This window comes from Micromonospora sagamiensis, from assembly GCF_014680085.1.
Classification (GTDB): Bacteria; Actinomycetota; Actinomycetes; order Mycobacteriales; family Micromonosporaceae; genus Micromonospora; species Micromonospora inyonensis.
On the sequence record NZ_AP023438.1, the window covers coordinates 3,586,939 to 3,602,576 of the forward strand.

Sequence of the window (15,638 nt, forward strand, 5' to 3'; positions counted from 1 at the left end):
AGACGACACCATGACCATCGAACTGCACCAGCGTGACGACGGCGAGCTGATCGAGGCCATCCTCGACGCGGCCCGCCGGGGCGACGTCGAGACCATGGCGAAGACCGCCATCGAGGTCTCCGAGATGACCCGCAACTGGGCCGGCCACATCCCCTGGGAGGACTTCGCCGACCTCGACGCGTCCGGGGCCGACGGCGAACTCGCCCGGATCGTCGAGGACCTGACCGAGATGTGGGAGCCGGCCCACCTGCGCAACCCCGTCGACCCCGACGAGGAGTACGCGCTGGACAAGAACGCGTACGACTTCTACCGGCCCGCCGGCCGGAACCTGCTGGCCCGCACCGAGGACTTCTACGGCTGGGTGGAGGCCCGCCGCCGGACCGAGACCTGGCAGTACTCCCGGGTGCTGGAGGCCGCCCCGGACAGCGTCGCCCAGATCACCAACGACCTCGGCAAGCGGACCCGGGGCATCAACTTCAACTCGCAGGACTACCTGTCGTTCAACACCCACCCGGGAATCCGCGAGGCGGCGGCCCGGGCCATGCGGGACTACGGGCCGCACAGCGCCGGCTCGCCGATGGTGCTCGGCAACACCCACATCTCGAACGAGCTGGAGGCCGCCCTCGGTGACCTGATGCAGCTCGACCACGTGACGCTCTTCCCCACCGGGTGGGCGGCCGGCTTCGGCGCGGTGGTGGGGCTGGTCCGCCAGTCCGACCACATCCTCATCGACCGGCTGGCGCACTCCTGCCTGCAACAGGGCGCACGGGCCGCGACCCGCAACGTGGTGCGCTACGAGCACCTCAACGTCGAGGCGGTCCGCCGGCACCTGGCCGAGATCCGGGCCACCGACACCCGCAACGGCATCCTGGTGGTCACCGACGGCCTCTTCTCGGTGGACGCCGACTGGCCCGACCTGGTGACCCTCCAGCAGGTCTGCCGGGAGTACGACGCCACCCTGCTGGTCGACGTGGCCCACGACCTCGGCTCGATGGGGCCGGGCGGCACGGGCGTGCTGGGCATGCAGAACCTGCTCGGCGAGATCGACATCGTGATGGGCGCGTTCTCGAAGACGTTCTGCTCCAACGGCGGCTTCGTGGCCTCCAACTCCCCGGCGCTGAAGCAGTACATCAAGATGTTCGGCGGCTCCCACTTCTTCTCCAACGCGCTCTCGCCGGTGCAGACGGCGGTGGTGCTGGAGGCCACCCGGATCATCCGGTCGGCCGAGGGGGACGCCCTGCGCGCCAAGCTCTTCAGCGCCATCGACGCGCTGCGCGACGGCCTGACCAGCCGGGGCCTGACCTGCATGGGCGAGCCGTCCCCGATCGTGCCGCTGCTGATCGGCAACGAGAAGTTGGCCCGCATCGCGAACCGGCTCCTGTTCGACCGGGGGGTGCTCGCGTTCATGGTGGAGTTCCCGGTGACCCCGACCGGGTCGTCCCGGTTCCGGCTCCAGGTGCAGGCCGGGCACCGGCCCGAGGAGGCCCGCGAGGCGGCCCGGATCATCGAGGGTGCCATCGCCGACGCCCGGGGATACCTGTCCAGCGCGTTCGGCAGCGCTCCCCGCTAGCCACCCGCCGACGGGCCGCGTCGCGGCCGAGGGGGGGCGGGCCCGTGCCGATGCCGGCGCGGACCCGCCCCGCCCCGTTCCGAAGGCCGGCGGGCCGGGCGGGGTGCGGGTCCGCCCGGACCGGCGGACGCCGGGACCGCGAACCACCCTGGTCCGGCACTAGCATGGTGGTCCCTGCCCGACCGTCGAATCAGGCCCCATGACCGACACGGTTTTCGAGAACGCCCGGATCCACACGCTCGACCCCGCCCACCCGCGCGCCGAGGCGATGCTGGTGCGCGGCGAGCGCATCGTCGCCGTCGGGAACCGCGACGAGTGCCGGGACCGCGCCGGCGGCGGGGCGCGCCGGGTCGACCTGGGTGGGATGACCGTGCTGCCCGGTCTCATCGACAGCCACATCCACTCGGCGCTCTACGTGCGCGGCCTGGAACAGGTGGACCTGCGCGGCACCACCAGCCTCGACGAGGCGCTGGCCCGGATCGCGCGGCACGCCGCCACCCTGCCGCCCGACGCCTGGCTCTTCGGCGGTCGCTGGGACAGCCACAAGTGGGCCCGGCCGGTGCAGCCGACCCGGACGGACCTGGACCGGGTCTGCCCGGAGCGGCCCGCCGTGCTGCCCAGCATCGACGGGCACACGACCTGGGTCAACAGCGCCGCCCTGCGGAGGCTCGGCATCGACGCCCGCACCCCCGACCCGGTCGGCGGGCAGATCGTCCGCGACGAGCACGGCGAGCCGACCGGCATCCTCCGGGAGGCGGCCGGGGACGCCGCCTACGACCTGATGCGCTCCTCCCTCACCGGGGACCTGGTCGAGCAGTTGCGCACCCACCTGCCCCGGCTGCTCGCCGTCGGCCTCACCAGCATCCACGACCTCGACGGGCAGGACTGCCGGGCCGCCTACGAGACCCTGTACGCCCGGGGCGAGCTGCCGCTGCGGGTGCACAAGTCGATTCCGTCGACCGCGTTGGACGAGGCGATCGACCTGGGCTGGGCGACCGGCGACGGGGACCGCTGGCTGCGTACCGGGCCGGTCAAGATCTTCACCGACGGGGCGCTCGGCTCGCACACCTGCCTGATGACCGAGCCGTACGAGGGCGAGCCGGACAACCACGGCATCGCGGTCACCCCCGTGGAGGAGTTCGAACGGCTCGTGGCGAAGGCGTCCGGGGCGGGCATCGCCGTCGCGGCGCACGCCATCGGTGACGCGGCGAACCGGATGGTGCTGCGCGCGTACGCCCGGTGGCAGGAGACCGCCTGCACCGACCCGGCCGCCGCCGGGGCGGTGCCACGACTGCGGCACCGGATCGAACACACCCAGCACCTGCGCCCGGCGGACGTGCCGTTGCTCGCCCGGCTGGGCGTGACCGCCTCGATGCAGCCGACCCACTGCACCAGTGACATCCCCCTGACCAGCCGGATGCTCGCCGGCCGGGATCTCGCCTCGTACGCCTGGCGCAGCCTGCTGGACACCGGCGCGACGGTGGCGTTCGGCTCGGACGCCCCGGTCGAGGACCCGGATCCCTTCCACGGCATCCATGCCGCGGTGACCCGGCAGCAGCCCGACGGCACCCCGCCCGGCGGGGTGGACCCGCACGAGCGGCTCGACCTGGACGCGGCGCTGCACGGTTTCACCGCCGCCGGCGCGTACGCCTCCTACGAGGAGCACCTGAAGGGACGGCTGCGCCCGGGGATGCTCGCCGACTTCATCGCGCTGCCGGCCGATCCGTACCAGGTCGAGCCGGCCGACCTGCGTGACCTGACTGTGGCGCTGACCGTCGTCGGCGGCGTGGTCCGCTGGCAACGCTGACCCCGCGCGGAGCCCGGCGTCCCGGTGGCCACCGGCCCGGTGCCGTCCACGTCCGATCCGGGTAGCCCAGGGGCCGCGCGCGGCACCGGATCCCGGACGATCCGCCGGGCGGTCGGGGGACTGTCGGGGCCCATGGGTACGGTGGTCGCCGACCTTGGACGGGGAGCACTCAGGCGTGGACCACACCTTCCAGGTCGACCTCCGTGGCGTGGTCGACCTGCTCAGTCACCATCTCTACGGCAGTCCGCGGGTGTACGTCCGCGAGCTGATGCAGAACGCGGTGGACGCGATCACCGCACGGCGCGCGGCCGAGCCCGACGCGCCCGCGCTGATCCGGATCGAGCCACCCGAGCTGACCGGCGACGGGACGCTTCGGGTGCACGACACCGGCATCGGCCTCACCGAGGCTCAGGTGCACGAGCTGCTGGCCACCATCGGCCGCAGCTCCAAACGGGACGAGCTGGGCTTCTCCCGGCACGAGTTCCTCGGCCAGTTCGGCATCGGGCTGCTCTCCTGCTTCCTGGTGGCCGACGAGATCCGGGTCGTCACCCGGCACGGCGACCAGCCGACGGTGTGCTGGACCGGCCACTCCGACGGCCGGTACGCGGTCGCGCCGGCCCCACCGGGAGCCGGGCGGAGCGAGCCGGGCACCACGGTCACGCTGGTCCCGCGCCGGGACGCCGAGCAGTGGTTCGCCACCCCGACCGTCACCGACCTGGCCCGGCTCTTCGGCTCGCTGCTGCCGGTCACCGTCCGGGTCGGCGACGTGGTGACCACCGCCGGCCCGCCGCCGTGGCCGACCACGCCCGGCGCGCCGGTGGACCGCGCCGCGCTGGTCCGGTACGCGCGCCAGACGCTCGGCGTCGACCCGTTCGACGTGCTGCCGCTGTCCGTGCCGGAGGCGGGGCTGACCGGTGTCGCGTTCATCCTGTCCGAGCCGGTGAACCCGGCGGCCCGGGCCGGCCACCGGGTGTACCTCAAGCGGATGCTGCTCGCCGAGCACGCCGACGGCCTGCTGCCGGACTGGGCGTTCTTCGCCCACTGCGTGGTGGACGCCGGCGAGCTGCGGCCGACCGCCAGCCGGGAGGCGCTCTACGAGGACGCCCTGCTCACCGCCACCCGCGAGGCGCTCGGGGAGCAGGTGCGCGGTTGGCTGGTCCGGCTGGCGCAGCACGCCCCGCGCCGGCTGGCCGAGTTCCTCCAGGTGCACCACCTCGGGGTGAAGGCGCTGGCGCTGCACGACGACGAGATGCTGCGCCTGGTCGACCAGTGGTGGCCGATGGACACCAACGTCGGCACGCTGACCCTGGCCGAGTTCCGCCAGCGGCACGGCCTCATCCGGTACGCCGCCAGCCTGGACGAGTTCCGTCAGCTCGCCGCGGTGGCCGCCGCGCAGGATCTGCCCGTGGTCAACGGTGGCTACACCTACGACACCGAGCTGATCGAGCGCCTGCCCACGGTCGACCGGTCGGTGCTCATCGAGCGGCTGGAACCGAGCGACCTGACCACCCGCTTCGAGGGCCTCGACCCGCAGGTCGAGCTGGCCCTGCGGCCGTTCCTCGTCGCCGCCCAGCGGGCGCTGGACCGGACCGGCTGCGAGGTGGTGTTCCGGGCGTACGACCCGGTGTCACTGCCGGCGCTCTACCTGGTCAGCCGGTCGGCGGCGTTCAACGACCAGCTCGCGGCCAGCCGCGACCGGGCCGACGAACTGTGGGGCGGGGTGCTGGACGCGCTCGCCGCCACCGCCCCGCCGGACCGCCCGCAACTGGTGCTCAACCATCGCAACCCGCTGGTCCGCCGGGTCAGCACGCTGACCGACCCGGAACTGGTCGGACTCGCCGTCGAGGCGCTGTACGGCCAGGCGCTGCTGCTCGGACACCACCCGATCCGCGCGGCCGACGCCGCGCTGCTGAACAGTTCCTTCCTCGGCCTGCTCGGCCGGGCCGTACCCGGACGGGAGTGAATGGTGTCCACCACCGACGAGGACCTGTGGCGGGTGCTCCGCGAGATCGACAACATGCCGTACGGGGCGGGGCAGATCGCCGCCCTGGAGCAGCTGATCCGGCGGGTCGACACCACCGACGACCGGCAACTCGCCTTCGTCACCCGGATGCAGTGCACCACCGCGTACGTCTACGGTGGCGAGCCGGCCAAGTCGTTCGTCACCTTCTCCTGGTGCCTGGCCGAGTTCGACCGGGATCCGCAGCCCTACCACGCCCGCGCCGCCCGGCAGCTGCTGTGGCACTTCAAGTACATGATCAACGCCCTGCTGAACTTCCCCGAGGTGCCGCTGGACCGCACCCGTGCGGTGCTCGACGACATGGAGCGGCGCTACCGCGCGGGCGGGCACAGCCTCCAGGCCGTCCACAAGCACCGGTTCATGGTGGCCGACCACGTCGGTGACGCCGAGGCGGCGGCGCACTGGTACCAGCTCTGGCAGACCACTCCGCGTGACGACCTCTCCGACTGCGCCGGCTGCGACCCCACCACCCAGGTGCGGTACCTCGCCGACACCGGCCAGCACGCCGACGCGGTCGCCCTGGCCGAGCCGGTGCTCGCCGGGCGGCTCAACTGCAACGAGCAGCCGCAGGCGATCTTGACCACGCTCCTCGTGCCGTACCTGCGCACCGGCCGGCACGACGACGCGCGCAACGCGCACCGGGAGGCGTACCGCCGGATGCGCGGGAACCTCGCCGACCTGTGGGAGATCGCAGACCACGTCGAGTTCCGCACCGTCACCGGCAACGAGGCCGGTGCCCTGGAGCTGGTCGAGCGGCACCTGGACTGGTTGGACCGGGCGCCGTCGCCCGCCGCCGCCATGCAGTTCGCCGCCGCCGCGTCCGCCGCGCTGCGGCAGGTGGACGGTGAGCTGACGGTCTACCGGCGGGCCGCCACCGACCGACCGGCGGCCGACGTCCCGGCCGGGCGGCTCGCCGCCGAGCTGGCGGAGACCGCCACCGCGCTGGCCGCCCGCTTCGACGCCCGCAACGGCACCACCCACCAGTCCGAGTTGATCGCCCAGCGCCTCGCGGCCCGACCGACCGGCGAGCACCTGCCGCTCTCGGCGAGCCTGCGCCGCCGTCCGGTCCGCCCGACCGCCACCCCCGCCGGGGGCGCCCCGGCGGCAGCGACGGCGAGCGGGATCACGGCAGCGGGCGGACCGCCGCCCGCCCCGGCCGAGATCCCCACTGACGCCAGCCCCGACCAGCTGCTGGACCTTGCCGAGGAGCGGTGGCGCCGGCACGACCCGGTCACCTTCCGGGCCGCCCTGGCCGCCTACGACGCGCGGTTCGGTGGCACCGAGCCGTCCCCGGCGACGGCGGCCCACCGGCTGGAGCTGCGGGCGGCCGAGCTGAGCGACGCCGAGGAGATCCCGGCCGCGATCGGGGCAGGTCGGGCGGCGCTGACCGCGTACCAGGAGCTGGGCGACGAGGTCCGGGCCCAGGTGGTGGCCGGCCGGGTCGGCGTCCTGCTCGCCATGACCGAGGAGGGCACCGAGGAAGGGCTGGCGCTGGTGGGCGCGGCCGCCGAGGCGCTGGAGCGGAGCGGGGACGACCGGCTCCGCGCCGCCGCCCACGACCGGGTCGCGTTGGCGCTGTTGTACGGGCAGCGCTGGGCGGAAGCGCTCGACGCGCTGGACCGGGTGCCGGCCGGCGCGGGCGGCGACCCGTACCTGGCGGCGCGGGTGGCGCTGCACCGTGTCCAGGCGCTCGACGCGCTGGAGCGGCCACAGGAGTGCCGGGAGGCGGCGGAGGAGGCCCGGCGGCTCGGCCGCGAGCTGGGCGTCGGGGACCTGCTGGCGGCGGCCTGCCTGGCGTACGCCCGGTCGACGGACGACCCGGCGGAGGCGGTGACCGCCTGCGACGAGGCGCTGGCGGTGGCGTCGGCCGGCGTGTCGTTGCCGGCCCGGGTCACCCGGGCCCGGGCGCTGATGGCAACCGGACGGGCCGGCGAGGCGGTGGACGATCTCGCCGAGGCGGTGACGCTCTGCGTGGAACGCGGCGCCGAGGGGGACGCCTTCCTGCGCTGGGAGCTGGCCAACGCGTACCGGGTCGCCGGGCGGCTGGGCGAGGCCGCCGAGGTCGCCGAGGAGGCGGTGCTCGGGCTCGACCGGCTCGGCGCGCAGGCCGAGGCGGACCGCTGCCGGCACCTGCTCGCCGGCATCTACCAGGGGTTGGGCGAGATCGACCCGGCGCTGGCCTTGCTGGCCCAGCTCGCCGAGAACCTGGACGGACCGGACAACCTCCCGCACCGGGCCCAGGTGCTGGAGGAGGCCGGCGGCATCCTCTACGACGCCGACCGGGACGCCCAGGCCGCGCAGCGGTTCGTCGAGGCGGCGCACGCGTACGAACTGGCCGGGCTGGCGCTCGACGAACTACGGGCGCGCCGCCGTGAGGCGTACGCCCGGCTCTGGGCCGGCGACAGCGCGGCGGCGGTGCGGACGGTCGGGGAGGTGGACCGCCTCGCGGCGACACTCGCCGGGGAGCCGGACCAGGAGCCGCCGGTGACGTACGAGCTGGCGTTGGCTGCCGAGGCCGGGGCACGGGTGCTGGCCGACGCCGGCCGGCTGGACGAGGCACTCGACCGGCTGGCCGGGCTGCCCGACCGGCTCCGGTCGATCGAGGCGTTCGGCGAGGCCGCGCAGGTGGACGTCCTCACCGGCGACCTGCTGCTCCGCCTCGACCGGCCGGCGGAGGCGGAGCGGCTGCTGCGCGGGGTCCTCGGCGGGCTGCCCGCCGGATCGCGGCTGGCGGAGCAGTCGGCCTGGCTGCTGGCCCAGGCGTTGGACGAGCTGGGCCGGTCGGACGAGGCGAGCGAGATCCGCAAGGAACACAACCTCGACGAGTGACCGCACCCGTCCGGCCGGACGGTGGTGGACGGTGCCGGTACCCGGGCGGAGGGTTCTCCGCCCGGGTGCGGTGCCGGACGGGGCGATCGGGTGCCTCGTCCCCGAGGCACAGCGGCTCAGGCGCAGATCGCGTACGCCGGGGTGCCCAGTTGCCGGCGAACCCGTCCTGGTCCTCGGCGGCGGTCACCCGGACCTGGGTGTCCGAGATCAGGTCGACCCCGGTCATCCGGACCTGTGACGACACCCGGGTGTCGACGTGCTCGGGGCGAACCGGTGCGGCCTTCCCGCCGTGCCCGACGTTACGGAAGGCGATCCACAGTCGACGCACGGTTTTCCGGGGCCCTGCGACGGATTCCGGACCGGCGCGGCCCGGACGACGGGTCGAGGGGAGCGGATTCGTCCCAGCTTGGGGCGGCGTCCGGGCACCGTTCGATGCCGCGCCCGAATGCCGCTGACCCCGGTGACGGGTATCGGACAGCGGCGGGACTCCCGGCCGCCACCGGTGTCGCCTGTGACCTTCGTCGGGTTTAGGCCCGATGGAGAACGAGCATACGGAATGTCCGACGATGCGCCGTCGAACCGGACGGCTCCACCGATCGAGGAGGCACCGGAAATGCAACGTCCGATCGCCCGTTCCACCCGTGCCGGCATGACGGCGGCGCTCTGCGCCGGCCTGCTGCTGACCCAGCAGGCGTGTGCCGCCGACCCGGACGGTGAGCCGGCGGCATCGTCGACCGGCTCGACGGCAGGTGTCCCGACCGGTGACCCGCAGGCCACGCCGTCCGCCACCACGCCGTCCGCCACCACGCCGTCCGCGACCACCGGTCCGCCAGCGGCGGGAGGCGGCGGCGGTGGGAACGAGGCCATCCTGCGGGGTGAACGTCAGGTCGTCATCGCACCGGTCGGTTCGTTCGAGTCGATCCTGGCCGTCGACGCCAAGGGACGACTCAACCTGACCGACGGTGAGGCGGAGTACGCCCTGTTCGTCCTCGACCCGGTGGACGGCGGCCGGCATCAGATCAAGACGGCGAAGGCCGGCAGCGGCGGTGAGCCCTTCTGCATGGGCCTGCGGGACAACGGCACCAGCCCGGCCACTGTCGTGGCGGCCGGTTGCGACACGTCGTCGGCCGGGCAGCTCTTCACGCTGGAGCGGATGCGGGCCACGGACAAGCAGGGCCGCCCGACGTACGCGATCCGTGGTGCCGGGAACGTCCGCCTGGGGACCACCGCCAGCAGCGGTCTGGTGGCCCAGGCTGCGGGTGACGGGGGACCGGAGACGACCTTCGCCTTCGTCGACAACGGCAAGGCCACGCTGCCGGAACTCGACTAGTGACGTGCTGCCGGTGGGCCGGGCCGGGGTGTCCGGCCCACCGGCCCACCGGCGCGACCGCCTCGATCCCGGCGACGGTGCCGGTACGCGTGATGTTCGCTCCACGCCGGGTAATGGCACGGTATGGCGCGGTACACGAAGCCGGAACTGAGGGAGCAGATCAAAGAGGAGATCAAGGCTTCCGACCGGGGCGGCAGGCCGGGGCAGTGGTCGGCGCGCAAGTCGCAGCTGCTCACCAAGGAGTACCAGAAACGCGGCGGCGGCTACCAGGGGCCCAGGGACGAACGGCAGAGGTCCCTGCGGCGGTGGGGTGCCGAGGAGTGGCAGACGAAGGAGGGCTCCGCCCAGGCACGTCACGACGGCGAGACAAGCCGGTACCTGCCCAAGCGGGCCTGGGAGCGGCTCTCCGCCGAGGAGCGGCGCGCGACCGACACCAGGAAGCGGAAGGCCTCCCGGAGCGGCCAGCAGCACGTCGGCAACACGGGGCCGGCCAGTCGCGCCCGCAAGGAGGTCACCGCGCCCGAGCGACTGTCGGACCTGACGGTCGCCGAGGCGGGCAAACTCGTCCGTGGCCTCGACACGCGTCAGCTCAGGACGGAACTGCGGCGCGAGCGTGGTGGACGGGCCCGCAAGACCCTCATCCAACGCCTCGAGTCGGAGCTGAACCGGCGTTGACCGTCAGCCCCGACCGGTGCGGCCGGTGCCGGGCCGGCGGGGCGCGCCGGACGGGGCCGGTTCAGCCGGCGCGGGGGGCGGGAGTCAGCGGTGCCAGTCCGGCCAGGACCAGAGCGGCGCCGACCGGCAGCAGATCCAGCGACACGGCGATCGCCACGAAGCCGGCCAGCACCAGCGGCGGCCCCCACACCGGGGCCATCCGGGCCCGCACCGCGAGCACCAGCAGGGTCAGCAACCCGAGCTGGAACAACAGTGGCCCGCCGAGGAACACCAGATCCGGCGTCTCGACCGCCTCGGCGAAGCGGGGAAACAGGTCCCCGACGATCACCCACACGAACGCGACCGCCCCCGCCAGCCCGGCCATCGTCGCCACATCCGGTACGGCGCCGTTCCGCGGTGATCGCGCCGCCGGGTGGCGCGCGGTTCGCGCCCGCACCGCACGTGGGGATCGCGTCCCCAGCAGGCCGCGCAGCTGCACCAGCAGCGCCGCGAACACCAGAATGCCCAGCAGGAACAACACATGTCCGACGTTCCACTCCCAGCCGCCCTTGTCGCGGTGCCCGTCCAGGCCGTCGACCAGACGCAGCAGGCCGTAGCCGAGCAGCAGCAGCGGTGCGGCCACGGCGGTCGGCCGCAACCAGGGGTACGAGGTGGGCCCGGCCGCCCGGGCATCATCGAGGATCATCACCCCAGCCTGGCAATGGGCCGGGTCGGCGACATCCGGCGCGAACCCGTACCCCTCCCGGACGTACGAACCCCGGCTCGGCTCAGGGGCTGACGGCCGGTCCCGTCCGGTGTCCGGCCGTCGGGGCGGCCCCGGGGCCGGCCGGGAGGCGGGGGCGGAGCACCGTCCGGCCGGGCCGGACGAGGTCCAGCCGCTATGCTTCCTTACTCCGGCATATGTGATCCAAACTAATGGGAAGAGACGGACAAGCGGTGCTTGACCTCACGCAGTTGCTGACAGACACGGAAGCTGTGGCCGACCGGCTGGCGACCAAGGGGGTCGAGAAGTCTCTTGTGCTGTCCGCCCGGGACGCCGTGGAACGGCGCCGGGCCGTACGGCTCGAGCTCGACGGTCTGCGTGAGACCATGAACCGCCGCTCCAAGGAGTCCGGCAAGATCATCGCGCGGGGTGGTGACGAGGCGGAGAAGATCCGCCAGGAGTTGATCGCCCTGAAGCGGGACGTCGCGGACGCCGAGGCGCGGTTCCGTGAGGCCGAGCAGCACGAGCGCCAGTTGCTGCTGGTGCTGCCCAACCTGCCCGCTCCCGAGGCACCGGTCGGCAGCGACGAGAGCCACAACGTCGTGCTCCGGTACGGCGGTCCGGAGGCCAAGCCCGACCCGTCCGCCCGGCCGCACTGGGAGGTGGCCGGCGAGCTGGGGATCTTCGAGCCGGAGCGGGCCGCCAAGCTGAGCGGGTCCGGCTTCTCGGTGCTGCGCGGGGACGGGGCACGCCTGCTCCGGGCCCTGGTGCAGCTCGGCCTCGACCTGAACCGGGACACCTACGAGGAGACCGTCGTACCGCACTTCGTCCGGGGCGACACGATGGTGGGCACGGGTCACCTGCCGAAGTTCCGCGACGACACGTACTCGACGGTCGACGACCTGTGGGCTGTACCGACGGGTGAGGTCCCCCTGACCGGTCTGCACCGCGACGAGCTGCTGGACGACGCACAGCTTCCGCTGCGGTACATGACCCACACGGCCTGCTTCCGCCGGGAGGCCGGCAGCGCCGGCAAGGACACCCGGGGAATGCAGCGCCTCCACGAGTTCCACAAGGTGGAGCTCGTGCGCATCTGCCGTCCGGAGGAGGAGGCCGCCGAACTCGCGGCCCTCCTCGCGGACGCCGAGCGGACCCTGCTCGCCCTGGAACTGCCCTACCGCGTGGTGGACCTGTGCACCGGCGACCTGACGTTCTCCTCGTCGCGGATCTTCGATCTGGAGGTCTACTCGCCGGGGGTCGACAAGTGGCTGGAGGTCTCGTCGGTCGGGGACTTCACCGACTTCCAGGCGCGTCGCAGCAACATCCGCTACCGGGCCGAGAACGGGCGGCCCCGGTTCGTCCGCACCCTGAACGGCTCGGGGATGGCCACTCCGCGGGTGTGGGCGGCCCTGATCGAGCACGGGCAACTTCCGGACGGCCGGGTCCGGCTGCCCGAGGCGCTGTGGCCGTACATGGGTGGCGAGTTCCTGAGGCCGTCGCCCCGACGCTGACGTTCGGGTCCCGCCGCGCGGTGGCGCTCACCGCGCGGCGGGACCCCGCGTCGCCGCTGCGGTCGTTCCGGCTCCCCGCGCCGAAGTGTGAGAGTGAGGAAAGACGATGGGACGCCGCTTCGAGGAACTCGACTGGCGTGAGACGCCGATCGGCGCCATCAGCCTGCGACGCCGGCTGGACCCGGCGCTCGGCGTCGACGTCTACGAGGTGAAGCTGGACGACGAGTACCTGATGTCGAGCCTGTTCACGGTGGCCGAGGTCGAACTCACCCGGCTCGGCCTGGCCGAGTTGCAAGAGGTCGATCTCGACGTCGTCGTCGGAGGTCTCGGCCTCGGGTACACCGCCGCAGCCGTGCTCGACGACCAGCGGGTACGGTCGCTGACCGTGGTCGAGGCGCTCGGCGAGGTGATCTCCTGGCACCGGCGCGGGATGTTGCCGATGGCCGGTCGGATCACCGAGGACCCGCGCAGTCGTCTGGTGCAGGGCGACTTCTTCGCGATGGTGAACGACCCGGCCGGCCTCGACCCCCAGCTGCCTGACCGGCGCTTCCACGCCATCCTGGTCGACATCGATCACACGCCCCGACATGTCCTGCATCCCCGCCACGCCGCGTTCTACACCCCCGCCGGTCTGCGGCGGCTCGCCGCCCAACTGCGGCCCGGGGGTGTCTTCGCGCTGTGGTCGGACGCTGCGCCCGACGAGCAGTTCACCGCCATGCTCGAGGAGGTGTTCGTCGCCGTGCGGGCCCACGTGGTCAGGTTCGACAACTGTCTGACCGGCGGCGAGTCCGCCAACACGGTCTACGTGGCGAGCCGGTAGCCAGGACGCGGCTCCGCGCGAGGGTGAGAGCCTAGAAGGCGTAGCGGATGCGGCAGTACGGTGCGCGCGCCGCGATCAGCCCGGTCAACGCCGCGACGTAGCGGCCCTTGTGCCCGGTGCGGTAGCGCAGGTTCCAACCGCCGCTCTGCGAGCGTTTGGGTTGCTGGAGGTCCGGACGCCAGAGCAGCTCCTCGGCCTTCGGGTGCCAGCCGAGGTTGACCTCGTGCAGCCGGTCATTGTGGGTGAGGAAGATGACCTCGGCGGCGAGCTGCGCCCGGGCCCGGGGACCGATCCCGGCGTCGAGTTGGTCGAGCAGCTCCGCCCAGTCGTCGAGCCAGCCGTCGCGTACCACCACCGGACTGAAGTTGACGTGCACCTCGTAGCCGGCCGCGACGAAGTCGTCGATGGCGGCGATCCGCTCGGCGACCGGTGACGTGCGGATGTCGAGCAGCTTGGCGTCCGAGGCGGGCATCAACGAGAACCGGATGCGGGTGCGCCCACGCGGGTCCCAGTCGAGCAGGTCCCGGTTGACGTGCTTGGTGGCGAAGCTGGCCTTGGCGGTGGGCAGGTCGCGGAAGCAGGCGACCAGGTCCCGGACGTTGTCGCTGATCCGGGCGTCCAGCGAGCAGTCGGAGTTCTCGCCGATGTCGTACACCCACGCGTGCGGGTCGCACTGGTCCGGAATGTCCTTCACACCCTGCCGGGCGACGTGGCGGGACAGGTAGCCGGTGATCCGCTCGATGTTGGTGAAGACCGTGATCGGGTTGCTGTAGCCCTTGCGCCGGGGGACGTAGCAGTAGGCGCACGCCATCGCGCAGCCGTTGGCGGTGGACGGGGCGATGAAGTCGCCGGAGCGACCGTTCGGCCGGGCGGTGAGCGACTTCTTCACCCCGAGCACGAGGGTCTCGGTCTTGATCCGCACCCAGCGGGCCACGTTCGTCTCGTCGCCGTACAGCTCGGGGATGCGGGTGTGGCTGTCGATCTCGATGCGCTCGGCGTCGGGGAACCGAGCCAGCACCTGCTGGCCGCGCGGGAGCGCGGCGGCCTGCGGCTCCAGGAAGATCCGCCGGATGTCGAGCAGCGGGGAGGGCGGGACGACGTCAGTCACGAACTGGTACAACTACGGACCCACCATCCCTAATCCCGTCGACGCCCGCAGTTTCCGTACCGGCCAGACCCTTCCCTACGAAAGCCGCCACCAGCCACCGCTCCCCTCGTTACCCTGGCCTGGAGCCCGGCAGGCCTGACCGGTGCTCGCGTCGTCGGGTGAGCCAGGTGCCGGACACGCGACGAAGGAGGGACCGTGATGAAAGCGTTGGTCGTCACCAGTTTCGACGCGCCACTGCAGGTCCAGGAGCGGCCGGTCCCGACACCGGACGCCGGGCAGGTGCTGGTGCGGATCGAGGCCAGCGGTCTGTGCGGCACCGACATCCATGCCGCGCGTGGTGACCTGCCGGTCAAGCCGACGTTGCCGTTGATCCCGGGCCATGAGGGTGTGGGTGTCGTCGAGCAGACCGGGACCGGGGTCACCGAGGTCGCCGTCGGTGACCGGGTCGCGGTCCCCTGGCTCGGCTACGCCTGCGGGGTGTGCGACTACTGCGTCAGCGGCTGGGAAACCCTGTGCGAGTCGCAGAAGAACACCGGCTACGGCATCGACGGCGCGCATGCCGAGTACGCCGTCGCGTACGCCCGGTACGTGGTCAGAGTGCCCGACGGCGTCAGCTCGCTGGAGGCTGCGCCGCTGACCTGCGCCGGCCTCACCACCTACAAGGCCATCAAGGTGGCGAACGTACGTCCCACCGGGCGGGTGGCGATCTTCGGCATCGGCGGCCTGGGTCACCTGGCGTTGCAGTACGCGCAGATCTTCGGCGGGGAGGCCATCGCGGTCGACGTCACCGACGAGAAGCTCGCCCTGGCCCGCGAACTCGGCGCCCGGCATGCGGTCAACGCCGCGAACAGCGACCCCGTCGCGGCGATCAAGGCGCTGGGCGGGGCCGACGTGGCCGTGGTACTGGCCGGGCCCCCCAAGGTGTTCGAGCAGGCGCACGCGTCGCTGCGCCGCGGTGGTCGGCTGGTGCTGGTGTCGCTGCCCAAGGAGAACACGATGCGGCTACCGATCTTCGAAACCATCATGGGTGGACGGTCGGTGCTCGGGTCCATCGTCGGCACCCGCGCCGATCTGGCCGAGGTCTTCGCGCTACACGCCGCCGGCCGCACCAGGGTGGAGTCGCAGATCCGCAAGCCGGAGGACGTCAACCAGGCCATGGAGGACGTCCTCGCCGGCAAGGTCACCGCCCGCGTGGTCTTCGAGTTCTGAACCCACGCCGGGTGGAGCAGGACCGAGTGGCTCTGCCCGAGCCGGGTCAGTCGCCG

General features: G+C 72.9%; 11 protein-coding genes. 9 read left to right on the top strand and 2 right to left on the bottom strand.

From position 1 onward, the window contains the following. The first annotated feature begins 10 nt into the window (after positions 1 to 10). The 6 genes from IGA62_RS15855 (at position 11) to IGA62_RS15880 (ending at position 10,231) form a co-directional block, all read left to right on the top strand. Positions 11 to 1,570 carry an aminotransferase class I/II-fold pyridoxal phosphate-dependent enzyme gene (locus tag IGA62_RS15855; RefSeq protein ID WP_145820370.1) on the top strand — a complete coding sequence of 520 codons (1,560 nt, stop codon included), beginning with the start codon at positions 11 to 13 and terminating at the stop codon, positions 1,568 to 1,570. A 199-nt stretch (positions 1,571 to 1,769) separates the two neighbouring features. Continuing rightward, positions 1,770 to 3,377: an amidohydrolase gene (locus IGA62_RS15860; RefSeq protein ID WP_145820368.1), complete on the top strand. Its 1,608-nt coding sequence runs from the start codon at positions 1,770 to 1,772 to the stop codon at positions 3,375 to 3,377. A gap of 175 nt (positions 3,378 to 3,552) precedes the next feature. After that, a complete protein-coding gene (locus IGA62_RS15865) occupies positions 3,553 to 5,340 on the top strand; it encodes an HSP90 family protein (RefSeq protein WP_145820366.1) in 1,788 nt (595 codons plus the stop codon). Between the two features lie 3 nt (positions 5,341 to 5,343). Then, positions 5,344 to 8,226 (top strand): hypothetical protein, encoded by a 2,883-nt coding sequence (locus IGA62_RS15870; RefSeq protein ID WP_232624662.1) that lies wholly within the window; start codon positions 5,344 to 5,346, stop codon positions 8,224 to 8,226. 613 nt (positions 8,227 to 8,839) lie between these two features. Then, positions 8,840 to 9,556, top strand: coding sequence for a hypothetical protein (locus IGA62_RS15875; protein ID WP_145820362.1), 717 nt, complete (start codon positions 8,840 to 8,842; stop codon positions 9,554 to 9,556). 123 nt (positions 9,557 to 9,679) lie between these two features. Continuing rightward, a complete protein-coding gene (locus tag IGA62_RS15880; protein WP_145820360.1) occupies positions 9,680 to 10,231 on the top strand; it encodes a DUF5872 domain-containing protein in 552 nt (183 codons plus the stop codon). 61 nt (positions 10,232 to 10,292) lie between these two features. On the opposite strand, the gene IGA62_RS15885 is transcribed toward IGA62_RS15880, so the two are convergent. Continuing rightward, positions 10,293 to 10,916, bottom strand: coding sequence for a hypothetical protein (locus IGA62_RS15885; RefSeq protein WP_190289183.1), 624 nt, complete (start codon positions 10,914 to 10,916; stop codon positions 10,293 to 10,295). A gap of 230 nt (positions 10,917 to 11,146) precedes the next feature. Between IGA62_RS15885 and serS the strand changes: the two genes are divergently transcribed. Both serS and IGA62_RS15895 read left to right on the top strand, forming a co-directional pair. Continuing rightward, positions 11,147 to 12,445, top strand: a complete 1,299-nt coding sequence (serS, locus tag IGA62_RS15890) for a serine--tRNA ligase (protein ID WP_280526179.1) — start codon at positions 11,147 to 11,149, stop codon at positions 12,443 to 12,445. Between the two features lie 106 nt (positions 12,446 to 12,551). Then, positions 12,552 to 13,265 carry a polyamine aminopropyltransferase gene (locus IGA62_RS15895; RefSeq protein ID WP_145820356.1) on the top strand — a complete coding sequence of 238 codons (714 nt, stop codon included), beginning with the start codon at positions 12,552 to 12,554 and terminating at the stop codon, positions 13,263 to 13,265. Between the two features lie 31 nt (positions 13,266 to 13,296). Here the strand turns inward: IGA62_RS15895 and IGA62_RS15900 are convergent, their stop codons facing one another. Further along, entirely contained in the window at positions 13,297 to 14,373 is a 1,077-nt protein-coding gene (locus IGA62_RS15900; RefSeq protein ID WP_145820354.1) for a spore photoproduct lyase family protein, read from the bottom strand. Between the two features lie 198 nt (positions 14,374 to 14,571). Between IGA62_RS15900 and IGA62_RS15905 the strand changes: the two genes are divergently transcribed. Continuing rightward, positions 14,572 to 15,582, top strand: coding sequence for a zinc-dependent alcohol dehydrogenase (locus IGA62_RS15905; RefSeq protein ID WP_145822195.1), 1,011 nt, complete (start codon positions 14,572 to 14,574; stop codon positions 15,580 to 15,582). Positions 15,583 to 15,638: the final 56 nt, after the last annotated feature.